The organism is Pseudomonas sp. GV085 (genome assembly GCF_003050925.1).
GTDB lineage: Bacteria > Pseudomonadota > Gammaproteobacteria > Pseudomonadales > Pseudomonadaceae > Aquipseudomonas.
Genome location: NZ_QAOV01000002.1, coordinates 456,911 through 480,078 on the forward strand (window position 1 = coordinate 456,911; position 23,168 = coordinate 480,078).

At 59.1% G+C, this 23,168-nt stretch carries 19 protein-coding genes; 8 read left to right on the forward strand and 11 right to left on the reverse strand.

Annotated features, from left to right (window positions below; genetic code table 11):
• Window positions 1-1,029, forward strand: coding sequence for an HAD family phosphatase (locus C8K63_RS05900; protein WP_108215836.1), 1,029 nt, complete (start codon window positions 1-3; stop codon window positions 1,027-1,029).
• Between the two features lie 307 nt (window positions 1,030-1,336).
• Window positions 1,337-3,697, forward strand: a complete 2,361-nt coding sequence (locus C8K63_RS05905; protein WP_108216085.1) for a tetratricopeptide repeat protein — start codon at window positions 1,337-1,339, stop codon at window positions 3,695-3,697.
• A gap of 9 nt (window positions 3,698-3,706) precedes the next feature.
• Here the strand turns inward: C8K63_RS05905 and idi are convergent, their stop codons facing one another.
• The 6 genes from idi to C8K63_RS05935 form a co-directional block, all read right to left on the reverse strand.
• Window positions 3,707-4,225 (reverse strand): isopentenyl-diphosphate Delta-isomerase, encoded by a 519-nt coding sequence (idi, locus tag C8K63_RS05910; RefSeq protein WP_108215837.1) that lies wholly within the window; start codon window positions 4,223-4,225, stop codon window positions 3,707-3,709.
• A complete protein-coding gene (locus tag C8K63_RS05915) occupies window positions 4,225-5,034 on the reverse strand; it encodes a bifunctional 2-polyprenyl-6-hydroxyphenol methylase/3-demethylubiquinol 3-O-methyltransferase UbiG (protein ID WP_108215838.1) in 810 nt (269 codons plus the stop codon). The genes idi and C8K63_RS05915 overlap by 1 nt, the downstream gene beginning before the upstream one ends.
• Before the next feature lie 37 nt (window positions 5,035-5,071).
• The gene (locus C8K63_RS05920) at window positions 5,072-6,466 is read right to left on the reverse strand and encodes a cytochrome P450 (protein ID WP_158273933.1); all 1,395 of its coding nucleotides are present in this window, start codon (window positions 6,464-6,466) and stop codon (window positions 5,072-5,074) included.
• On the reverse strand, window positions 6,453-7,163 hold the full coding sequence (locus C8K63_RS05925; RefSeq protein WP_158273934.1) for a dUTP diphosphatase: 711 nt from the start codon (window positions 7,161-7,163) through the stop codon (window positions 6,453-6,455). Before C8K63_RS05925 ends, C8K63_RS05920 begins: the two co-directional genes overlap by 14 nt.
• A gap of 215 nt (window positions 7,164-7,378) precedes the next feature.
• Window positions 7,379-7,861: a DUF934 domain-containing protein gene (locus tag C8K63_RS05930; protein WP_046037152.1), complete on the reverse strand. Its 483-nt coding sequence runs from the start codon at window positions 7,859-7,861 to the stop codon at window positions 7,379-7,381.
• Window positions 7,858-9,531: a nitrite/sulfite reductase gene (locus tag C8K63_RS05935; protein WP_108215841.1), complete on the reverse strand. Its 1,674-nt coding sequence runs from the start codon at window positions 9,529-9,531 to the stop codon at window positions 7,858-7,860. The genes C8K63_RS05930 and C8K63_RS05935 overlap by 4 nt, the downstream gene beginning before the upstream one ends.
• 241 nt (window positions 9,532-9,772) lie before the next feature.
• Between C8K63_RS05935 and ccoN the strand changes: the two genes are divergently transcribed.
• Together ccoN and C8K63_RS05950 are read left to right on the forward strand one after the other, a co-directional pair.
• On the forward strand, window positions 9,773-11,200 hold the full coding sequence (ccoN, locus tag C8K63_RS05945) for a cytochrome-c oxidase, cbb3-type subunit I (protein ID WP_108215842.1): 1,428 nt from the start codon (window positions 9,773-9,775) through the stop codon (window positions 11,198-11,200).
• Window positions 11,200-11,421 (forward strand): CcoQ/FixQ family Cbb3-type cytochrome c oxidase assembly chaperone, encoded by a 222-nt coding sequence (locus tag C8K63_RS05950; RefSeq protein ID WP_108215843.1) that lies wholly within the window; start codon window positions 11,200-11,202, stop codon window positions 11,419-11,421. The genes ccoN and C8K63_RS05950 overlap by 1 nt, the downstream gene beginning before the upstream one ends.
• Before the next feature lie 34 nt (window positions 11,422-11,455).
• Here the strand turns inward: C8K63_RS05950 and C8K63_RS05955 are convergent, their stop codons facing one another.
• The 4 genes from C8K63_RS05955 to C8K63_RS05970 all read right to left on the reverse strand — a co-directional run bounded on the left by C8K63_RS05955 (window position 11,456) and on the right by C8K63_RS05970 (window position 14,270).
• The gene (locus C8K63_RS05955) at window positions 11,456-11,950 is read right to left on the reverse strand and encodes a hypothetical protein (protein ID WP_108215844.1); all 495 of its coding nucleotides are present in this window, start codon (window positions 11,948-11,950) and stop codon (window positions 11,456-11,458) included.
• 115 nt (window positions 11,951-12,065) lie between these two features.
• Complete coding sequence (locus C8K63_RS05960) at window positions 12,066-12,587, reverse strand: GNAT family N-acetyltransferase (protein ID WP_108215845.1); 522 nt, start codon at window positions 12,585-12,587, stop codon at window positions 12,066-12,068.
• A gap of 188 nt (window positions 12,588-12,775) precedes the next feature.
• Window positions 12,776-13,756, reverse strand: a complete 981-nt coding sequence (locus tag C8K63_RS05965; protein ID WP_108215846.1) for a LysR family transcriptional regulator — start codon at window positions 13,754-13,756, stop codon at window positions 12,776-12,778.
• A gap of 73 nt (window positions 13,757-13,829) precedes the next feature.
• Window positions 13,830-14,270, reverse strand: a complete 441-nt coding sequence (locus C8K63_RS05970; protein WP_108215847.1) for a carboxymuconolactone decarboxylase family protein — start codon at window positions 14,268-14,270, stop codon at window positions 13,830-13,832.
• 205 nt (window positions 14,271-14,475) lie between these two features.
• Here C8K63_RS05970 and C8K63_RS05975 point away from each other — a divergent pair, with 205 nt between their 5' ends.
• The 4 genes from C8K63_RS05975 (at window position 14,476) to C8K63_RS05990 (ending at window position 17,870) form a co-directional block, all read left to right on the forward strand.
• Window positions 14,476-15,909 (forward strand): PLP-dependent aminotransferase family protein, encoded by a 1,434-nt coding sequence (locus C8K63_RS05975; protein ID WP_108215848.1) that lies wholly within the window; start codon window positions 14,476-14,478, stop codon window positions 15,907-15,909.
• 123 nt (window positions 15,910-16,032) lie between these two features.
• Window positions 16,033-16,326, forward strand: coding sequence for a putative quinol monooxygenase (locus C8K63_RS05980; protein WP_108215849.1), 294 nt, complete (start codon window positions 16,033-16,035; stop codon window positions 16,324-16,326).
• Window positions 16,327-16,519: 193 nt separating this feature from the next.
• Window positions 16,520-16,930 (forward strand): cupin domain-containing protein, encoded by a 411-nt coding sequence (locus tag C8K63_RS05985; protein WP_108215850.1) that lies wholly within the window; start codon window positions 16,520-16,522, stop codon window positions 16,928-16,930.
• 229 nt (window positions 16,931-17,159) lie between these two features.
• Entirely contained in the window at window positions 17,160-17,870 is a 711-nt protein-coding gene (locus C8K63_RS05990; RefSeq protein ID WP_108215851.1) for an ATPase, read from the forward strand.
• Between the two features lie 187 nt (window positions 17,871-18,057).
• Here C8K63_RS05990 and C8K63_RS05995 read toward each other — a convergent pair whose 3' ends face one another.
• Window positions 18,058-22,953 (reverse strand): NAD-glutamate dehydrogenase, encoded by a 4,896-nt coding sequence (locus C8K63_RS05995; RefSeq protein WP_108215852.1) that lies wholly within the window; start codon window positions 22,951-22,953, stop codon window positions 18,058-18,060.
• Window positions 22,954-23,168: the final 215 nt, after the last annotated feature.

Genomic DNA, 23,168 nt, shown 5'->3' on the forward strand with positions numbered 1-23,168 from the left:
ATGACGAATTCGATATCTCTGCGCCATCGCCGCATGTTCAGCTTCCTGCTGACCCTGGCCTTGAGCCTGCCGTTACTGGTTCAGGCGGCCGAGCCGCTACCCTCCTGGAACGATGGCCCGTCGAAAAAACAGATCATCGAGTTCGTGCAGACGGTCACCGATCAAAACAGCAAGGACTTCGTAAAGCCCGAGGACCGCATTGCCGTGTTCGATAACGACGGCACCTTATGGAGCGAGCAGCCGATGTACTTCGAGTTATTGTTCGCCCTCCAGGAAGTCAAACGCACCGCACCGCAGCACCCGGAATGGAAAACCACCCAGCCCTTCCAGGCGGTGCTGGAAAACGATCACAAGGCCCTGGCCGCCACTGGCATGGAAGGCATGATGAAAATTTTCGCTGCCACCCACACCGGGATGACCACCGATGCCTTTGATGACTACGCCAAAACCTGGCTGAGCCAGGCCCGCCATCCGAAAACCGGCAAACCGTACACCGAGATGATCTTCCAGCCGATGCTGGAAATGCTCGACTACCTGCGCGGCCAGGACTTCAAGACCTACATCGTGTCCGGCGGCGACACCGGGTTCATGCGCGCCTTCGCCGAGAAGGTCTATGGCATCCCGCCAGAACAGGTCATTGGCACCACCTTTGTCACTGCCTATCAATTCAAGGACGGCCAGGCATCTATCCTGCGCACGCCAAAACTGGCCCACAACGACGATGGCCCGGGCAAACCGGAAAGCATCGACGCCGTGATCGGACGCCGGCCAATCCTCGCCTTTGGCAATTCCGACGGTGACTTGCAAATGCTCCAGTGGACCGCCGCCGGTCCCGGTAAACGCTTCATGGGCCTGGTGCACCACACCGACGCCAAACGCGAATGGGCTTACGACCGCAAATCGCAGATCGGTCGTCTGGACAAGGCTCTGGACGAAGCGAACAAACGTGGCTGGACGGTCGTCGACATGGCGTCCGAATGGCGTCGAATCTATCCGTTCGATGCCTCCACAGCCGAGCAAACGCAATAAAAAGACGTCATGCAGGACTGCGATAAACGTTTATCGCAGTACATTACCGGTGGATTGTCGGGGAGTGATTGGGGGCCTTGGCGGTCGCCATCGCGAGCAGGTCGGATCGCCGCACCGTCGCTCCCACAGGGGACTTGTGGCGCTCACAGATCCAGTGTGGGAGCGAGCCTGCTCCGGGCGGCGCTCCGACGATAGGGTCATCAGCCTCACAGCATCCGTCATTTGACAGACGCTGGCCATCCGGCAAAGCTGCATCGAGCTTGAACGCGTGCTTGATGGCAATCGCACCTGGACCATGGAAGTCGTGATGCGCAAACATAAAAATAAAGCTGCAAACCCACACCCTGATTCGCAACCGACCCTGATCAACCGTTACCTCTTCCCAGTCACCATCGGCATCTTGCTGCTCGCAGTGGCGGGTATTGGCTGGTTTTTGCTGAGCAGTGCACCGACGCGGCTCCAGCCAGTCCCTGTCAGCGCCCCTGTCGTGGAATTGGCCAAACCGCAACCGGTCGCTCTCGCGCCTGCGAAAATGGTCGACGAGCAACAATGCCAGGGCTGCCACGGCGAGCAGGTCAAGGACTGGCAAGGCTCCCATCACCAATTGGCGATGCAGCAAGCCAACGCCGACACCCTGCTCGGCGACTTCAATAACGTCACCTTCAAGACCGAAAAAGAGACCACGGTGTTCTCGCGCAAAGGCGACGAATTCTGGGTCAACACCCCCGGCGTCAACGGCAAGAATGCCGACTTCAAGGTGGCCTATGCTTTTGGCATCGCCCCCTTGCAGCAATACCTGATCGAGGTCGGCGAAGGCCGCTTGCAGGCCCTCGGCATAGCCTGGGATACCGAGAAGCACCGCTGGTTTCACCTGTATCCGGGCCAGGGTGTGAACTTCAAGAACCCGCTGCACTGGAGCAAACCGAGCCAGAACGCCAACTTCATGTGTGTCGAGTGCCACACCACCGGTTTCAAACGCAATTTCGACGCAGCGAAGAACACCTTCGACAGTCACTGGAACAGCCTCGGTGTCGGGTGTCAGGCCTGCCACGGTCCGGCGTCCAGCCACCTGGAATGGACGGCGAAGAAAACCGACCTGATCCATGCCGGATTTGCCGTCGACCTCATGGACAAGAACGCCACTGTCGAAATCGAAACCTGCGCCCGCTGCCACTCGCGCCGCGCGCCGCTGGACGACGGTTACACGGTCGGCAAGCGCCTGATGGACGACTACCTGCCGAGCGTCCTGACCCGTGAGTTGTACGCGCTGGACGGCAAGATCAAGGACGAAGTGTTCGAACACGGCTCCTTCGCCCAGAGCAAAATGTTCGACAAGGGCGTGCGTTGCAGCAACTGCCACAACCCGCACAGCACTCAATTGAAAGCGCCAGGCAACGGCGTATGCCTGCAATGCCACAACACCGCCGGCAAAACCACCGTGGAAGGTGTCGACGGCAAGGACCTGCAAGCGAAAAACTACGATTCCATCGAACACACGCGCCACACCATGGGCCAACCGGGCTCGCAGTGCGTGGATTGCCACATGCCCGGCAAGTTCTACATGGGCAATGACTTTCGGCATGACCACAGTTTCAGCATTCCCGACCCTGAGCGAGCAAAAAAACTCGGTACGCCTGACGCCTGCCTGACCTGCCACCAGGGCAAGGCCGGCGACAAGATCACCGAGCAATTCAAACTGTGGAACACCGCCAACGCCAGCGCGGTGCAGGCCCCGCGTTACGACGAAAGCCTGTGGTTGATCCGTAACGGTCAACCGGGTGCGGCGCAGGCGCTGTTCGAGCAGCTGCAACGCAGCAATCTGCCGGCGATCCAGCGCGCCACGTTGCTCGGCGAATTGTCGCTGTATCCGAGCGAACAAGCGTTGAAACTGGCCACCAGGGACCTGAGCAACACGGCGCCTCAAGTACGTGAGAGCGCCATACGCGCGCTCAGCGCATTCCTGCCGCCACCGGAACGCGCGCAGCTGCTGACCCCCTTGTTGAATGATCCTGTCAGAGCAGTGCGCATCGCCGTCGCCCGGGATTTGCTCAGTGTGGCGCGCAACGGCCTGGGCACGGCTCAGGACAGCTGGAATGCCGCTATCGTCGAATACGAGGCGGTGCAAAAGAGTCTGGTCGAGCGTGCCGAGGCCAACCTGAACCTGGCCATGCTCTATCAGGCAGATGGTCGCAGCGCAGAAGTCGAAGGTTTGCTGCGTACCGCCTTGCAGCGCGACCCGGACTTCTACCCGGCGCTGGTCACCCTGGTGCAATGGCTGGAGGCCAACGGTCGCCGTCAGGAAGGCCATGTCCTGCTGGCGCAAAGCCTCAAGGACCACCCTGACTCAGGCCTGCTGCAACACACCCAGGGCCTTGCGCTGATTCGCGCGGGCAAGGCCGCACAAGCCATGCCGTACCTGCGCAAGGCCGCGCAACTGGAGCCACAGAGCGGACAGTTCGGCTATGTGCTGGCGGTGGCCCTGCATGACAGCGGCAAGATTGACGAGGCGTGCGCAGAGCTGGAACGGCTGTTGAAAGAACAACCGTCCAACCGCAATGCCCGCTTGTCATTGATCCAGTACTACCTGGACAACGGCCAGGAGCCCAAGGCGCAGGTGCTGTTGCAAGGCTGGAAGAAAATGAACATGGGGGACCCGGCATTGAAATAACAGCTGGCGTCACACCTCAAACGCTTTGCTTGCCCTGACAAAAGTGTATCGAAACCAAGGCGTGAAATGCTCCGGGTCCCGGAGCATGTGCGCCTCTATTTGCCCTCGGGACAGGTAACAAAACGCTTGGGCTTCATCTGGGTTCAGTACCGGCAACTGGTCGCTGACCCCATAAAATACGTGACCGTATTCGTGCTCTACCAAGCCTTGGTCAACCTCCAGCCGGTACTTGATCTCAAAGCCCTTGTGTAGCGTACACCTGATGCCCATTTCTTCTTCAAGCCGCCTCTGTGCCGCTGCAAGTGTGTCCTCCCCTGGGTAAGGATGACCACAACAGGCGTTACTCCAAAGCCCACCACAGTGGTATTTGTCCGCGGCGCGCTGCTGGAGTAAAAGCTCACTGCGCGAGTTGAACACGTAGACCGTGACCGCTCGGTGCATCAGCCCCTTTTCGTGGGCTGCAAGCTTTTCCATTTCGCCCACCGGTTGGTCTTTTTCATCAACCAGAATCACTTTGATCTCAGCCATCACAGCTTCACCAGATGCAACTGAACCATGCGCAAGGTACCGACAACGTACAGTGGATCGCCGGCAATATGCGCCAGCTGGGCAAGAATGGAATCAGCCTCTTGCCCAGTACACAACCCCATCGAGACCAAGGGTTGATGAATTTGCGTAAATGAACGCCAAAGCAGGCTTTTCTGGCGGTCGGTAGCCAGGATCGGCTGGCTGAACGAATAAGCCTTTACCCGGACACTGTCCAGTGCATGAACATAGCGCCATAACGGATCAATACAGTCAAAACGCAAGCCCATCCTCGAGGTCAGTGCTTGTCCGAGGGCGTTCGCACGATCGAGCGCTTCATGGCGTGGATAACAGAAAAAGGGAAATCCCGGCTCTTCGATCAGCAGTGAACCGCCCGGCTTACAGAGTGCCAGAACGTTATGGAAGAAGGTGTCCCACTCTCTCAAGTGCAACAGGAGATAGCGGCAATAAACTGCATCTGCCTGTGGAATATCCGGGGCAGGGTCCAGCACATCATGACGATGGAAGCTGACATTCGGTACGTCAAGCGCCACCCGGTTCTGCTCACAGATAGACAGCTGCTCATCTGATAGATCCAGCCCGTAGACCCAGGCCCGGGAGAATGCCTTCGCCATCCAGCATGTCAGTTGGCCATGACCACAACCAAGATCAATCAGAGTACGTGCCTGAGCTGGCAGGTGACGTTGCAGAAAGTCCTGGCTGCCTGGATCGTAGATGCTGGCCAGCACTTCGAGGCGCTCGCGATCGGCATCGCCCACGCGCAATAGATAGGACTGGGATTGACTGTCCAATTAAAGCTCCATTTTCAAGGTTTATTTGCGGGTAGGGTCAGCGCTTGCTCAGTAGTACCGGCACATGCGAGGGGCAAAGGGTGAAGGCGTAAATTTCACTCGTTTCAACGGCGTCCGGGTCCGGTAGCACATGGAAGCTCCTGGCCAATGTGCTGATGGCCATGAGGCACTCCAGTTTCGCCAGGCGATGACCGGGGCAATACCTCGGCCCGGATCCAAAGGGCATGAAGGCCTTGGGGTTGTCATCGACATAGCGGACGTCATCGAGCCAGCGTTCGGGGCGCATCTGCCAGGCATCGGTAAAGCAGCCAGACTGCTGTCCCAGGTGGCCCGGCAACAGGAACAACGGGGTGCCTCGGGTCACCGACACATTGTCGATCAGCACATCCTGGTTAGGCTCAAGCGTCAGGAGCGGAAACACCGGTTTGAGACGCATGCTTTCCTGTATGACTGCGTTGACGTAGCGCAACTCATCAATTTGCTTTATGTCGCTCAACCGGGTGCCGGCACCAATGACACAGTCCACCTCGCGCTGCATCTCACGCTGGATATCGGGGTGACGGGCCATGTAGTAAATCGTCCAGGCAATCGTATTGGCAGTGGTGTCCTCTCCCGCCAACAGGAAAGTCAGTACATTGCCGACAATCTCGCCATCGCTCAGGGCTCCGGTGTCATTGTTGTTCTGATAGGCAACCAATGCTTCAACCATGTTACCCGGGCGCTCGCAAAGCGAGGGATCGGCTGCAATACGTACGCGCGCCTGCGCGATCATTTCATTGACTGTCTGGTTTATTTGCGCAAGGGATGCGTCGAACTTGCGGTCCAACTTAGACTTCAGGTAACGCCAATAGGGAAATATCGCGGCCTGACGCCGCGCAGCCGTGTGCAAGAATTGCGATAGGTGCCCCTGCAGCACGCTGTCCTTGTCATTCAAGGTATTCAGGTCATGACCAAAGGCAAACCCGGCAACGATGTCGACCGTATAGCTCATCGAATCCTGGCGAATATCAAACGCCCGCCGGGCGATAGCGCGCCCGCGCCAATGGTTCTCAAGGCGTTCCGTGACTGCCTCCAGCCGACTCCAGAAATGTTTGACATGCAGTTTGTCAAATGCCGGCACAACCAACTCGCGATGGCGTCGCCACTTCTGCCCCTCGGCCACAAACACGCCATCGGCTCCAACTTCCAGGCCCAGCTCTTCCATTTTGCTCCATCGACGAAACTTTTCCGGACGATTGCGCAACAACTCCCCGATCAGTGCCGCATCGGAAATAACCAAAATACGGCGCCTACCGATTCTGAATGTATAGATAGAGCCATATCGGTCCGCCCACTCGCATAGTTGCCTGTAGACCTGCGATGACTTGAGTTGCAATGCATTACCGAGCAACGGCAACCCGGCGGGTCCGGGAAGTTGTTCAATCGCAGGCATTGCTACCCCCTGGTTCGACATCATTTCGAGAGGTCAGGCGTAAATAGGCATTTTTTAATGTTTGATCGAGTTGCCAATCATGACTGGCACCTGTGCGACCACTGCTCTGGACGAGTTCAGCGAGATGCAGACTGTCTTCTTTTCCTTTCCAGTTTTTCCGGTACTCACCCGATTTGTATCCATTGCGTTGTCGAAACACATGCAATTCATATTTTTCGCGGTACGTTGAAACCACAGCGTCCCAGTCACTCAGCCCCGACAGGCAAAATATGCGCTCCAGCACAGGAAAGGCAGCTATTCCAAAAATCGCCAGGCCCGCGAACCACTCCAATAGCTGCAGGACATCACAGGCCTTCAGGTCAATCGCGCGCTTGTCGAACAGATAATGTTTCACTTCGGGATCTGATTGCCCGACCAGGGCGCGAGCAGAAATACTCAGGTCACCGCGATTTTCACTGATGTGATGGGAGAGGAAGAAGCTCAATACATCCATGAGTTCATATTGAAACTGTTGCAGATCGGGGGTCTGTGGAGTCCACCACTTCCAGCCGTGATGGTCCATGGCCTCGGCGGTTTCAGCCAGAACGCCACGCAGATAAGGATACTGGGCACGGGACCAGTCCGGATCCACCAGGCAATTGAGACTGTTCTGCCATGAGACCAGCGACAGAGCCTGTTCAAACGAAATTCCCTCCATCCGATGAAACCTCTTCGATCTGACCACCCATTCAAGAGCTGAACAAAGTGTCATCTCGGAATCAGAGCAACTATCAGCTCTTTCGGATATGTGCGTAGGAAACTACGCTACAGATTCAGCTACCCATGAAAAGACCGGGTCAGGGACGCTGGTTCGCATCAACTGACAGCCCCCGGCGCATTCCGCCGTTCGGGATGCGCCCTTTTGCTAGTGATCTAGCCCCGCCGACGAAACAACGGCCGCGGCTCAATCACTGAACGCCCGTACAACACGCTCATTCCTGCCAATCCTTTCAATGCATCTTCTGCGGATTTGTCTTCACGCACGGCAAAGCTGTCGAAGCCGCATTGGCGCATGTGGCTGAGTTGATCGCGCAAGACATCGCCGATGGCGCGCAACTCGCCGGCCCAGCCCAATCGCGTGCGCAGCAGATACGCCTGGCTGTATCCGCGGCCATCGCGAAAGCTCGGAAAATCCAGGGCGATCAAGGGCAGTTGGGCAAACCATGGCTGAAGGCTTTCCACTTCATCGTCCGGCCCCAGCCACACGCCGCTTTGCGACGGGTTTTCCAGCCAACGGCTCAGCGGCAGAATCGCGGCACCCACGGGCAGCGGTGCTTGCGGGTCGCGCACGAGCTTCCACGGATCATCCGCGACAATCCGCGCCATGCCCTCTTCCAGCCGCAACAGATTGTTCATGCCGACACCTCCAGCACTTTCGCATAGACCGCCTCCTTGAACGGCTCTAGCCCGATCCGTTGGAAGGCATCGACGAACAGTTCTTCGCTCTCGCGATAACGCACGAAGGTGTCGATGATGCGTTCGATCACCTCGGGCACTTCGGCTGCACTGAAGGACGGGCCAATGACCTTGCCCAATGCGCTGTGCTTACCCTGGGCGCCGCCGAGGGTGATCTGGTACCACTCGGTGCCGTTCTTATCGACCCCCAGAATGCCGATGTTGCCGATGTGATGGTGACCGCAGGCATTCATGCAGCCGGAGATATTGAGGCTGATGTCGCCCAGGTCGTGCAGGTAGTCGAGGTCTTCGAAGCGTGCGGTAATAGCCTTGGCGATGGGGATCGACTTGGCGTTGGCCAGCGCGCAGAAATCGCCACCGGGGCAGGCGATGATGTCGGTGAGCAATCCGGCGTTGGCGCTGCCTAGATTGTGTCCGCAGGCCAGGCGCCACAGGGTGAACAGATCGGCCTTGGACACGTCCGGAAGGACGATATTCTGCTCATGGGCAATGCGGATTTCGCCGAAGCCGAAGCGTTCGGACCACTCGGCCACCGCCTCCATCTGCTCGGTAGTGACATCGCCCGGTGGCGCAGCGCTGCCGGGCTTGGTCGACAACACTACGCTGGCATAGCCCGATACTTTGTGCGGCTGCACATTACGCTGCACCCAACGAGCGAACGCCGGGTTTTCGGCCAGGTGCGTGCCGAAATCGAGGTTGGTGTCGGACAGATTACGATATGGCGGTGCGACGAACGCACTGGCCACACGCTCGAACTCGTCCAGGGTCAGTTGCGCCGGGCCGTTCTTGAGGTACTGCCACTCTTCCTCCACTTCCCGGGCGAAGGCCTCGATGCCCAGGGCTTTGACCAGAATCTTGATTCGTGCCTTGTACTTGTTGTCCCGCCGGCCATGGCGGTTATACACCCGCAGCACCGCCTCTACGTAAGACAGCAGGTGCTGCCACGGCAAGCCTTCGCGGATCTGCACGCCGAGGATCGGCGTACGCCCCAGACCGCCGCCCACCATGACTCGCAGGAGCATGTGTCCTTCGCAACCCGGGTAAAGATAAAGGCCGATGTCATGCATCATGATCGCCGCGCGGTCCTGCTCGGCCGAGCAGATGGCGATCTTGAACTTGCGCGGCAGGAACAGGAATTCCGGATTGATGGTCGACCACTGCCGCAGAATTTCCGCCAACGGTCGCGGGTCAATCATTTCGTCGGCCGCAACCCCGGCAAAGGCTTCGGTGGTGATGTTGCGCACGCAGTTGCCGGAGGTCTGGATCGCATGCATTTCCACCTCGGCCAGGCGTTCGAGGATGTCCGGCACCTGGGTCAGTTCAATCCAGTTGAACTGCATGTTCTGTCGAGTGGTGAAATGGCCGTAGCCGCGATCGTAATCCCGGGCGATGCTAGCCAACGTACGCAACTGCCGGGCACTCAGCGTGCCGTAGGGAATTGCCACCCGCAGCATGTAAGCGTGCTTTTGCATGTACAGGCCGTTCTGCAGGCGCAACGGCAGGAACTCTTCTTCGTTCAGCTCACCGGCCATGAAGCGCTCGACCTGATCACGGAACTGCGCAACCCGTTCGAACACCAGCGCCCGGTCGTAGTCGTCGTACTGATACATGTAAATACCTCATCAGGATTGCGGGGCATCGGGCTCTGTGGCTCGTTCATAAGAGCGACTATGCGCCAGCGGTGCAGCGTGTTACAGATTCACCTGAATCGTTAAAAACCGTATCAGAGCGCGTGAGATCGCCGCAGTAGCGCAACTTATCTGATCCGCACAAATGAAATATTCCTGAACCTGTTTTGTTTTCGCCACGGTTTTTACAGTGCATGTCATTGCAACCGCGGAAGCTTCGATCATGAGCACAACAACTATCGGACAGGCTTATAACTACAAGGTCGTCCGCCAATTCATCGTGGCGACCGTGATCTGGGGCGTCGTGGGGATGGCGATGGGCGTGTGGATCGCCTCGCAACTGGTGTGGCCGCAGATGAACCTGGACCTGCCGTGGACCACCTTCGGGCGCTTGCGCCCGCTGCACACCAGCCTGGTGATTTTCGGTTTCGCCGGCAGCGCACAATTCGCCGCCAGCTATTACGCGGTGCAGCGTACCTGCCAGGTGCGGCTGTTCTCGGACACACTCGCCGCCTTCACGTTCTGGGGCTGGCAGTCGGTGATTGTGGTGATGCTGATCACCCTGCCGCTGGGCTACACCACCACCAAGGAATACGCCGAAATCGAATTTACCGGCGCGGTGTGGATGACCGTGGTCTGGGTTGCATACGCCGTGGTGTTCTTCACTACCATAGTGCAACGCAAGACCAGACACATTTACGTCGGCAACTGGTTCTTCGGTGCATTCATCGTGGTCATCGCCATGCTGCACGTGGTCAATCACCTGTCGATTCCAGTCGACTGGTTCAAGTCCTATCCGGTGTACTCCGGGGCCACCGACGCCATGGTGCAATGGTGGTACGGGCACAACGCCGTGGGCTTTTTCCTGACCACCGGTTTTCTGGGGATGATGTATTACTTCGTGCCAAAACAAGTGGACCGGCCGGTGTATTCCTATCGCCTGTCGATTGTGCACTTCTGGGCGCTGATCACCCTGTACATCTGGGCAGGTCCGCACCACTTGCACTACACCGCACTGCCGGACTGGGCTCAGTCCCTGGGCATGGCGATGTCGCTGATCCTGCTGGCGCCGAGTTGGGGCGGGATGATCAACGGCATGATGACCCTGTCCGGTGCCTGGCATAAGTTGCGCAGCGACCCGATCCTGCGTTTCCTGGTGCTGTCCCTGGCGTTCTACGGCATGTCGACCTTCGAAGGGCCGATGATGGCGATCAAGACCGTCAACGCCCTCTCCCACTATACCGACTGGACCATCGGCCACGTACACGCAGGCGCCTTGGGCTGGGTGGCGATGATTACCTTCGGTGCGACCTATCACATGGTGCCGAAGGTATTCGGACGCGATCAGATGCACAGCACGCCGCTGATCAACCTGCACTTTTGGCTCGCCACTATCGGCACCGTGCTGTACATCGCCTCGATGTGGGTCAACGGCATCACCCAGGGCCTGATGTGGCGCGCGATCAACGATGACGGCACGTTGACCTACTCCTTCGTCGAAGCCTTGCAGGCCAGCCATCCGGGATTCGTCGTGCGCTTTGCCGGCGGGGTGTTCTTCCTCAGCGGCATGCTGCTGATGGCCTACAACGTGTGGCGCACAGTGCGGGTTACGGACGTGGCGATGGCCGAACGCGAGGCGCGGTTTGCCTGATGATTGAAGTCATATTGAACATTCCGGCTGTGGCATTTTTGTGGTTCGCCATCGAGTATTGTCTGCGCCACCAGACCGCCGAGAGCCTGGACGATGCGAGCCTGATCCCGTTTGCGGATGACCCGGAAGTGGCGCGGCGGGTTGAGTTGGCGACGGGCAAGACAGTGAATGCGGTGGCGCCTGAAGTGCCGAAACCGGGGTGGGGCAACCTCGAAATCTGAGGCACCACCGACCACTCCTACAGGGTTATTTGTCTCAGCTGCGCTCCCGGGGAATCAGGCTTTGCAGTTGTTGCGCCAGGAAGTTTGCATCGAACTCAAAAGTGTCCGGGTCTTTCAAGCCATTGGTCTTGCGCCACTGCCAGCTAATGGAAGGCGGCAGGCACACCAGTGACACGCTGCCATAACGTGCTGCTGTAAAGCCCATCACCGCCACGCAAATCTGCCCGCCGACACCCATCACCTCCGGCACGAATTCCACCGGTTTGCCAGCGATCAGGATGCTCAGCTTTTCGGTCTTGAATGGAGAGGTCTCCACCGGAACACTCGGCCCCGACGCGACATACACTTCGCGGTTCACTTCGAGCAGGTCAGGTGCCTTGACCGGTTCCAGCCACTGCTGGATCTGATCGAACAGCGCACCAATGCGCTTCGCCCACTCGGCCGATTGCGACTCGAACACTTGCTTTTTGTGCGCTTCGCTTTCGGCGTAGTGGCGAAGCATTTCGCCCAGTTGCTGTACATCGTCCATTGCAGTGTTCCTTTGGTTGCAGCGGTGTTACGGACATTGAGCATGGCAGATGCGAGAGGCCGATGTGCGACTAACAGCCAGGAGGTATGCCAGGGGTTCGCCCTGGGCGGCTGACTCAACCGGCCTTGGGCGGGCGACGCAGGCGCGCCATGCTCAAGGTATCCACCAGCACGCCGTCGCGCACGGCGTAATCACGGAACAGGCCCTCGGTTTCGAAACCGAACTTGCGGTACAGGGCAATGGCCGCTTCGTTGTCGGCGTACACCGAAAGCTCGATGCGCTGCAGATTCATCCAGTTGTCAGCGATATCCAGTGCCGTCGCGAGCAGCTTCGAACCAACGCCCTTGCCCTGCCACGCCACCGCAACACCCATACCGAAACTGCCGGCATGGCTGCGACGAATGCGTGAGAACTGCTCCAGGCCAATGTTGCCGATGACCGTTCCTTGATGCAGGGCCACCACTTTCACCAGGCGTTCGTTATCCAGCGCCAGGCGACTGCGCCAGAGCTCGGTGGACTGAAACGGCATTTGCAGGGTTTGTCGGGCGATCTGCGGGTCGTTGTACAGCGCCGTGATGCCTTCGATATGGGACTCGTTGAAGCGTTCGAGGGTGATAACGGGCTCGGTGGCTGGCATGGGTGAATCATCCTTGAAGCAGACATGGCCGTTCACTCTATAACGCGACCTTCCTGTGTGGCGAGTACCAATGTGGGAGCGACGGTGCGGCGATCCGACCTGCTCGCGAAGGCGTCATCACATTCAACATTGAAGGTGACTGGTCAACCGCATTCGCGAGCAGGCTCGCTCCCACAGTCGGGTTGCGTTCAGCTTTCGAACCACGCCCGGCGCTCGTTGAAGGTGTTTTCGATCAATTCGACGATCATCCTTACCTGCGCGTCGCCCCCGGAATGGGCATTGACCGCCATCCACACCTGACGTCGCATCGGCTGGTCAAACAGGCCCGGCAAGGCGATCAGCGCGCGGTCGAAGTGGCTCATGTAGTGCGGCAGCAGGCCGATGCAGGCACTGCAACGGATCATCTCCAGCATCAGCTCCCAGGATTGCAGCTGCACCGCTCCGGCCAGGCGCTGATCCACCAGCGCATTCCATGGCCGCAGGCTTTCAACCTGGCTGTCCTGCTGCCATTGCACCAGGAGAAAACCGGCCAGGTCATCCACGCATTCCGGCCTGGAAGCGACCCGCGAGTAGCGCTTGGCAATGTGCGGCAGGTAATTCAGTTGCACCAGACGCCGGGGTTCAGTGGTGGCAAAGCTTGGCCCCGGTAACGGTGACTCGGTCTCGCCCAGCCACACCACCACGTCGGCGCTGACCGCCTGCAATGACAATTCGCTGTCGAGCGTGATGATATCCAGCCGCAGGCTGGCGTTGCGCCGCAGCAGTGCAACCAGGCCGCGTCCGAGAAGGTCATGCAGGATCGAATCCGCCACGGCCAGACGAATCAACGGCTGCTCGATCACCGGCAAATTGCGCTCATGGGCCAGGGCGATCAATTGTGCGTGCAAACGCAAGCCATCGCGGCTGAGGCTCAAACCATTGTCTGAATGATTGAACAGTGAACACTGGAGCTGCGTCTCCAGCTGCACCAGTTGCCTGCGCAGGCGGGTGGCCTTGAGGTTGAGACTGCGGGCGGCCTGCATGAAGCAACCGCAACGGGCGCTGGCGGTGAAACACAGCGCCAGTTCGGGGTCGATACCTGCTGCCAACTGGCGCCAGGAGGTGTTTTTTTCAATGGCTACACGATACTCGGTAGCCCCCAGGCGGGTGCTGGTTTCCATGACTGACATCGAGGACTCCCTGTCGATCTGACACTGACAGTTGCATCCTGCGGATCGTTCATGAACCTGCCATGACAAAGACTCAGGTGCTGGGCGTCTGGCGAAAGCTCACGGCCAGGCGGTTCCAGCTGTTGATGGTGGTGACGGCGATGGTCAAGTCGACCATTTCGCTTTCACTGAACTGCTCCCGGGTCTGGGCGTAGACATCGTCCGGCACATGGCTTTCGGAGAGCAAAGTGACCGCCTCGGTCCAGGCCAGCGCGGCTCTTTCCCGCGGATTGAAAAAATTACTGTCGCGCCAGACCACTATGCAATAGAGGCGCCGATCGCTTTCGCCCAGGCGCCGTGCATCCACCGAATGCATGTCGGTGCAAAAGGCACAGCCATTGAGCTGCGAAGCACGAATCTTGATCAGGTGCAGCAGGCCCTGCTCGATGCTCAGGCTGCTGGTCAGCGCCTCCATCGCGATCATGGCTTTCATCGCTTTGGGGGACGCGCTGTAGTAATCCAGGCGAAGGGTCATGGAGCGATCTCGTGCAGCAGTGATGTGACCTTCACCGTAGCCGCTGGCGCTCAGGCATGACAGATCCAATCAGGCGATTTCCCCGGGGACCACCGCCACCAGACCAATTGACGGTTTTTCCACTGCACAACTTCTGTACCACAAGCGGATAGGGGTAATCTTGCGCGACGCACACGCGCCTCAACAGCCCCGGAGCCTCGCCGGTATGGAACTACATGTTGTCATCAACGGCCGCAAGGACCTGGCCGGCCAGCTGTACAACCAACTGCGCAGCGCCATCGAGTCCGGTCGCCTGACCGCCGGGACGCAACTGCCGCCCAGCCGTTTGCTGGCCGAGCAATTGGGTATTTCGCGCAAGACCATTTCCGATACCTACTCCCAGCTGACCTACGAAAACTTCCTCACCGGCGTGGTCGGCAAAGGCACTTACGTCAACGCGCGCACTCCGAAGGTGCAGCGTAAACAGAGCCATTGCGAGCTTGCCGGTTTCGAGGTGATCGAGTCCTGGCGCAACCTGCCGGTGTTTCTGCGTCACCCGACGCTTGAGGGCTCGCTGCGCTACGACTTCATCGGCGGCGCCACCGGCAAGGGCCAGTTTCCCCAGGATGACTGGCGACGCTGCACCTCTCACGCACTGCGCCAGATTGCCGGTTCCAAAGGCCTCTACAGCCTGCCAGAGGGCTTGCCAGCCCTGCGCAACGCCATTGCCCGGCACATCGCGTTCTCCCGCGGGGTCAATTGCCAGGATGAAGATGTGGTGGTGTGCAATGGCGCGCAGCAGGCGCTGGACCTGATCGCCAGGGTGCTGATCAGTCCGGGTAGCCTAGTCGCCATGGAAGACCCAGGCTACCCACCGGCGCGGCTGCTGTTCGGCAGCCATGGCGCCACGGTGATTGGCATGCCGGTGGACGCCGAAGGCATTGTGGTGGACCAGATTCCTCGCGGTACGCGCCTGATCCACGTCACCCCTTCGCACCAGTTCCCGCTGGGCATGCCGATGAGCCAGGCGCGTCGGGTAGCCCTGCTGGCCAAGGCTCATGAGCTGGGCGCGATCATCATCGAGGACGACTACGACAGCGAATTCCGCTACGAGGGCCGTCCTGCCGATTCCCTGCAAAGCATGGATGAACGGGGGATCGTCGCTTACGTCGGAACGTTTTCGAAAACCCTGTTGCCGGAACTGCGTCTGGGCTATGCGATCCTGCCGCCAGCAATCCTCGAGGCCGTGGTTCGTGCCAAACAGCTCACCGACCTGCACACTTCGACCCTGCCGCAATGGGCGCTGGCCAAGTTCATCGCCGAAGGCTGCCTGCTCAAGCACATCCGGCGCTGCCATACGATCTATGCCGGGCGCCGCGAGCGAATCCTGACGCGTATGGCCGGCGATCTCTCGCCCTGGCTCGAGGCGGTGCCGACCACCGCCGGTTTCCACATGGTGGTGATGTGCAAAGTGCCGATGGATATTCCATTAGTGATCGAACTGGCGAAAAAAGTCGAAGTCGGGCTCTATGCCATCGACAGCTTCTTCTATCAGCAAGCGCCCAAGGCCGGGCTTTTCCTCGGTTTTGGCGCCATCGAAACCCTTGACATCGACATCGCCCTGGACCGTTTGCGCGACATTCTGCAGCAGGTGGCCTGACGGATTGGCCTGCGGCTTTATCCGGCGATTGGCTATTGGCGGTCCACGGGGGCAGGCCTATCCTGCATAGGCGTTATCCCTCAATGAGCAGGATTCGTCCGGCCTGATTCAGGAGTGTGAGCAATGTCCCATGAAGTGATCAATACCGTACAGGTACAGGCCGCCGCCGGCCGCTCGGATGAACTGGGTAAGCAACTGCAAAAGATTGTCGAAACCCTGCGTGAACTACCGGGCTGCGAATCCTATATGGTCGACCGCTGCCCCGAGGACACCAATCGCTGGACCGTCAGCGCCCACTGGCAATCGGAAGCGGCCATGCGATCGCATTTCAACTGCCCGCAGGTCCAGGGCTTCATCAGCCTGATCGATAGCCAACTGGCCAACGCCGTGGACTTCAACAGCTTTCCGATCGTTTAAAAACAAGATCAAAAGATCGCAGCCTGCGGCAGCTCCTGCACGGAATTCTCCGCAGGAGCTGCCGCAGGCTGCGATCTTTGCTTTTAACGCCGGTTAATTGGTCCCCTCGCCTTCCCCAATATTGGCTGTTTAACCTCTATTACTTGCGCACTACTGTTGTTTTCGACAACTAACCCACCGCAGGTAAAGAACCATGAACGTGTTGCGCTTCTGTGCTGCCCCCCTTGCCGCCCTGGCCCTGATGTTTTGTGCATCGGCTTTTGCCCATGATCCTTCGGAAAAGGTGACTGTCCTGCAGGACGAATTGCTGAAGAACGTCCCCGGTAAAAAAGCGCTGATGATCGAAGTCGATTACCAACCCGGTCAGTCGTCCATCGCCCACAAACACGATGGCTCCACCATGGCCTACGTCACCTCGGGAGCAATCGTTTCTCAAGTCAGGGGCGAGCCGGCGAAAACCTACAAGGCCGGTGAGTTCTGGTATGAGCCGGCGGGATCGGAACACCTGGTATCGAAAAACGCCAGCGCAACCAAACCGGCCAAATTGCTGGTGTTCATGGTGTTGGCCCCGGATGAAAAAGTGCTGATCCCATTGGAACACTGATGCCTGAACGTGCAGCTATAAATAAAAAGGCCCGAATCGCGAATTCGGGACTTTTAATTTCCTCACGCAATTAACCGAAGACTTTTAAACCAAACAAAACTATTGGCCACCTGACAAGTGCGGATATTTGCCATTTAAATAAATCAACCAGGGTTTAGTCTTGAGTCACCGCCGGAACAGCACCGGCAACTTTAACTTTCGACTAAAATTGTTTCACTGGAGAAACACCATGAAACTTGCGCTTGCCAGTACGTTGACCATGGCTGTTGTATTAACCGGCTGCTCGATCCCCACCGCGCCCACGGCGGTCTCTTCGCTGAACGGTATCTTCACCGAACCGGTGGGCCGTAGCGCTGCCACCAGCATTACCAACGGCAGCCATGTTTCGTTGGGCGTTATCTACAGCCAATCCACTCAGACCAATCGTGCCTACCTTCGGGATTATCAAGCCAACGCCGGCACCGGTTTCGGCCAGAGCCTGCTGGTGCAGCCGATTCATGACGCCTACGTAGCCACCTCCAGGCCAGACCAGGCGGTGGATTGGGTCAAGGCCTCCCTGCAGCGGCAATTTGGCTCGGTTATCGTATACCCGGACATTCAGAGCCTCAGGGCAGCGAAACCGGATGTGATGGCAGTGGTCGACACCCGCAGTCAACTGATGACCTCGCGCAGTTCGGATATCCAGGCGGATGTCCGTGCGGACTTTTATGACAAGAACTTCAACTACATCGGTACTGCGCAAGGTCATGACGCCAAGGCACTTAGTCCGGTTTGGGCCGACTTTAAACGCAGCGAGGAGATAGTTGCCGACATTAACGAACAACAAAATGTGCAAGTAAGGGCCTTGCAAAAGTTTGACCAGTCGCTCAGTAATTTATTGACCAGCCCGACAAGTAATGTGTCGATGTTTGGTAGTGAATCTGGTCAAAAGTTGTATTGATCTCACCGCCCTCTTCGCGGGCAAGCCCGCTCCCACAGTAATTGGTGTCTTACACACCACTCATGTACACCCCATTTACTGTGGGAGCGAGCTTGCTCGCGATGGCGCCGGTACAAACGCCACAAGATTCCCAGGCAAAAAAAAACCCCGCATCTTTCGATGCGGGGCTTTTTCATTCAACGCCTGATCAGGCAGCCGGTTCCAGCTCGGCGGCGACAGCGGCAGGCACCACCGCCTGACCGCTTAACGCCAGGTCCAGCAGTTCGCGGTTGGCCACCGCGTACATGGCGTAGTCGGTGCCGCTGGCGGCACGGATTTCCACCAGCATGGTGCGCCAGCGTTCGATCATGCTCTCGTGCTGATCCATCCACAGGGAGAGCCGTGTTTCCACGTCCTGGGTACCATCGCCCTGTTGCAGGACCGAGATGGTGATCGCACGTTGCTGCCAGTCGACGTCATCGCGGAACGCTTCACGGGCCAGGGCCTGCCAGTTGTTTTCAACCGGCAGAGCGCTGATCTGTTGCATGTACCAGGTGATGTCCAGCGCACTGCCCACGGCGAAGTAGGCCTTGGCCACGTCCGCAGGGTCCTGGCCGGTCACGTCGGAGGCCTCGATGATCGGCAGCAAGGTGTACAGGTGCGAGGTGCCAGCCACCATGCGCGCCAGCAGCTCCGGTACACCGGCTGCGACGTACGCCTGGTAACGGGCCTGCCAGGTTTCGTGGATCTCGCCACTGAGCAACTCGTCGAGCTTGAGGCCCAACTCCTTCAGGTGCGGACCGAAGTGGGCGACGTCACGGGCAGCGTTCTGCTCGTTGCGACGGGCACGCAGGAACCAGCGCGTGGCGCGGCGGCCCAGACGCATCAGCTCGTCCATCAGCTCCAGTTGCACGTCGGCGCAGACCTGGTAGTCCAGGTTCTCGATCTGACGGAACCAATGCGGGAGGTGGAAAATGTCGCGCACGATCACGTAGGCGCCGGCCACGTTCGCCGGGCTCATGCCGGTCGACTCTTTGAGTCGCTGAACGAAGGTAATGCCCATGTGGTTGACCAGATCGTTGGCGATCTGGGTGCTGACGATTTCGCGCTTCAGACGGTGACGACGCATCGCCGCGGAGAACTTGCTCACCAGGGTTGGCGGGAAAGCGGTTTCCATGTCGCGGGTCAGGTAGTCGTCGTCCGGCACCAGGGAGCCCAGCAACTGCTCCTTGAGGTCGATCTTGCTGTACGAGATCAGCACCGACAGCTCGGCGCGGGTCAGGCCGTGGCCTGCGGCGATGCGCTCGTTGATTGCATCTTCGGCCGGCAGGAACTCGATGGCGCGATCCAGCTTGCCGCGACCTTCCAGATCGTTCATCAAGCGCTTGTATTCGGCAATCCGCGGCAAGGCGCGACGGGCTGCCAGGGACAGGGCCTGAGTCTGCTTGTAGTTGTTGCCCAGCACCAGACCACCGACTTCGTCGGTCATGCTCGCCAGCAACTGGTTACGTTGCTTGTCGGTCATGTCGCCGGCCTGAACCACTTCGTTCAGCAGGATCTTGATGTTCACTTCGTGGTCGGAGCAGTCCACGCCACCGGCGTTGTCGATGAAGTCGGTGTTGGAACCGCCGCCATTGAGGCCGAACTCGACGCGACCCAGTTGGGTCATGCCCAGGTTACCGCCCTCGCCCACGACTTTGCAGCGCAGTTCGTTGCCGTTCACGCGCAGTGCATCGTTAGCCTTGTCGCCGACATCGGCGTGGCTTTCGCTGCTGGCTTTGACGTAAGTACCGATACCGCCGTTCCACAGCAGATCCACCGGAGCCTTGAGCAAGGCGTTCAGCAGTTCGGTCGGGGTCAGCTTGTCGGCCTGGATGTCGAAGCGCTCTTGCATCTGCGGGGAAATCGCGATGCTCTTCGCGCTACGCGAGAAGATGCCGCCGCCTTCGGACATGATGCTGGTGTCGTAGTCCGACCAGGCCGAACGCGGCAGGTCGAACAGGCGCTGACGCTCGGCGAAGCTCGATGCCGGCTCAGGGTTCGGGTCGATGAAGATGTGCAGGTGGTTGAACGCTGCGACCAGTTGCAGCTTGTCGGACATCAGCAAGCCGTTGCCGAACACGTCACCGGCCATGTCGCCGACGCCCACGACAGTGATGCTGTCTTCCTGGACATTGATACCGCGCTCGCGGAAGTGGCGCTGTACGCCGACCCACGCGCCCTTGGCGGTGATGCCCATTTTCTTGTGGTCGTAACCGGCCGAACCACCGGACGCAAACGCGTCACCCAGCCAGAAGCCGTAGTCGATGGCGATGCCGTTGGCAATGTCGGAGAAGGTTGCAGTGCCCTTGTCCGCCGCGACTACCAGATACGGGTCATCGTGGTCATGACGCACGACGTTGGCCGGTGGCACCAGGGCGCCGTCTTTCAGGTTGTCGGTGATGTCCAGCAGGCCCGAAATGAAGATGCGGTAGCAGGCGATGCCCTCGGCCGCGATCTCGTCACGGCTGCCGCCCAGTGGCAGGCGACGCGGCAGGAAGCCGCCCTTCGCGCCCACCGGCACGATCACCGAGTTCTTCACTTGCTGGGCTTTTACCAGGCCCAGGACTTCGGTGCGGTAGTCTTCTTCACGGTCGGACCAGCGCAGGCCGCCACGAGCCACGTTGCCGAAGCGCAGGTGCACGCCTTCGACACGCGGCGAGTAGACGAAGATTTCGAACTTCGGTACCGGCTTGGGCAGTTCAGGAATCAAGTGCGGGTTGAACTTGAAGCTGAAGTACGACTTGTTATGGCCGTTGGCATCGGTCTGGTAGAAGTTGGTGCGCAGGGTGGCCTTGATCAGGTCCAGGTAGCGACGCAGGATGCGGTCTTCGTTGAGTACCTGGACGTCGTCCAGGGCGCTGTGAATCGCGTGTTCCAGGCGTTGTTGCTTGTCGTCCAGATCGTCGCCGGTCAGCTTGCGCGCCAGGTAGAAACGGGTCTTGAACAACCGGGTCAGCTCGCGAGCGATGTCGGTGTGATTGTTCAGGGTGCTGGCGATGTAGCCCAGGTCGAAACCCAGACGAATCTGCTTCATGTAGCGGGCGTAGGCACGCAGCAGCGCCACGTCGCGCCATGGCAGGCCGGCGGTCAGGACCAGACGGTTGAACGCATCGTTCTCGGCATCGCCACGCACGATGTGGACGAATGCGTCCTGCAGCGTGTCGTTGAGTTGCTGGATGTCGAGTTCCAGGCCTTCAGCGGCAGTGAACGCGAAATCGTGAATCCAGAACTCGCGGCCACTGTTGTGACGCAGGCGGTACGGGAACTCACCCAGCACACGCAGGCCGAGGTTTTCCAGGATTGGCAGTACATCGGACAACGCCAGCGGGGTATCGGCGTGGTACAGCTTGCAGTGCAGCATGCGCTGGCCGGACACCTGGCCCAGCGGCTGGTAGAAGCTCATCACCAGCGGATTTTTTTCGTTGAGGCTCAGCAGGTGCTGCATGTCGACCACTGCCGAGTGAGCGGCGAAACGCTCGCGGTAGCCGGCCGGGAAGCCTTTCGGGAAGTCAGCCAGCACGTTGGTGCCGTGGGCTTCGCCGAAGCTTTCGATGGTCAGGGCGGCGTAGTCGTCCTGCCAGCTGCGGCAGGCCTGCACCACTTCTTTTTCCAGCAGCAGCGGGTCGATGTCGAGACGGTTTTTCGGGTCGACGCGCAGGATCAGCTGCACGCGGGCCAGCACGGACTCGGAGAAGAACGTCCAGAACTCGCAATCGGTCGCTTTCAGGCGATCCATCAGCACTTGCTGGATCTTCTGACGCACTTCGGTGGAATAGATATCACGCGGCACGTAGGCCAGGCAGTAGCAGAAACGGCCGTACGGGTCTTTGCGCAGGAACACGCGAATCTTGTTGCGTTCCTGGATCTGCACGATCGACATCACGGTGCTGAACAGCTCGTCCACCGGGGTCTGGAACAGATCGTCGCGCGGCAGCACTTCGAGCACCTGCGCCAGTTCCTTGCCCAGGTGAGCCTTGGCCTGGAAACCCGAACGGCGTTCGACTTCCTCGACCTTGCGGCGGATGTACGGGATCACCCGCACGCTCTCGCCATACACCGACGAGGTGTACAGGCCCATGAAACGGCATTCCTTGATGACCTTGCCGTTGGCATCAACTTCACGGATCGACACGAAATCCGGGTAAGCCGGACGGTGGACACGGCTTGGGTGCGAAGCCTTGGCGAACGACAGCAGGGTCGGTTCGCGCAGGTAGTTCACGGCGTAGTCTTCGATGCGCAGGTCATCGTAGGTCAGGCCGGCGCGCAGCAGTTTGGTCAGGCCGAGGAAGGAGTCCTTGTCATAGACGATGTGGCCGCCATCGGCTTCATCGCTGACCACGAACTCTTCGTAGCCGAGGAAGGTGAAGTGGTTACCCACCAGCCATTCCAGGAAGCTCTTGATTTCGCTCTTCTCATCGCCATCGACGGTGAACTGGCTGTTGTCCAGCATGGTCAGGATGTCCTGGACCTTGGCCTTCATCGGCTCGAAATCGCCAACGGCCACGCGGACTTCACCGAGCACCTGCTCCAGCTCTTTGCTCAGGACATTGAGCTCGGCGGTGTTGGCGCAGCGGTCGATTTCCAGGAACATCAGCGATTCTTGCTGAATGTCGTCGCCCTGGGTGCCTTTGGGCAGGATTTCCAACAGCTCGCCCTTGCTGCCACGACGCACGCTGAGCACGGTGGTTTGCAGGGTATGGATGCTGTAGCCGCGGCGGTTCAGCTCGGTACGCACCGAGTCCACCAGGAATGGCAGGTCGTGGTGCAGCACTTCGACCGCGGTGTGGGTCGACTGCCAGCCGTGGCGTTCGTAATCGGGGTTGAAGACGCGCACTTGCGGTTGCGCGTGATCGAAGCGCTCAAGCAGGCGCCATGCAGAAAGGGTGCAGCCAGCAAGGTCGGACAACCGACGCTGGGTCAGCTCGTCAAGGGAAATGATGCCGAAGAATTGTTCAGCGAACAGCGCCACTTGTGGCAGTGCCTGTTCACTGATGTGCTGCGCCAGTGCCGCTTGCAGTTGGTGCTGGAAGTCGGCTTTGCTGGCTGCGGTGAAGAACGCCATCTGTGGTACTCCGCTTGGGCTTGTTATTGATGGAAGCGTCGCGTGCAAAGCCCCTGTTCGGGGCTACCCGTCACCCGGCTCCTGATTCTCGGGCAGAGGAAACAGGGTGACAGGTGGGTGAAGCTGGACGAGACACTCAGGTCACATTCACCTTCCGTGAATGGGCATCTGCAAAAACGACTGGGCCGGGTGCAGCGCAATGTTTTTACGGGTGC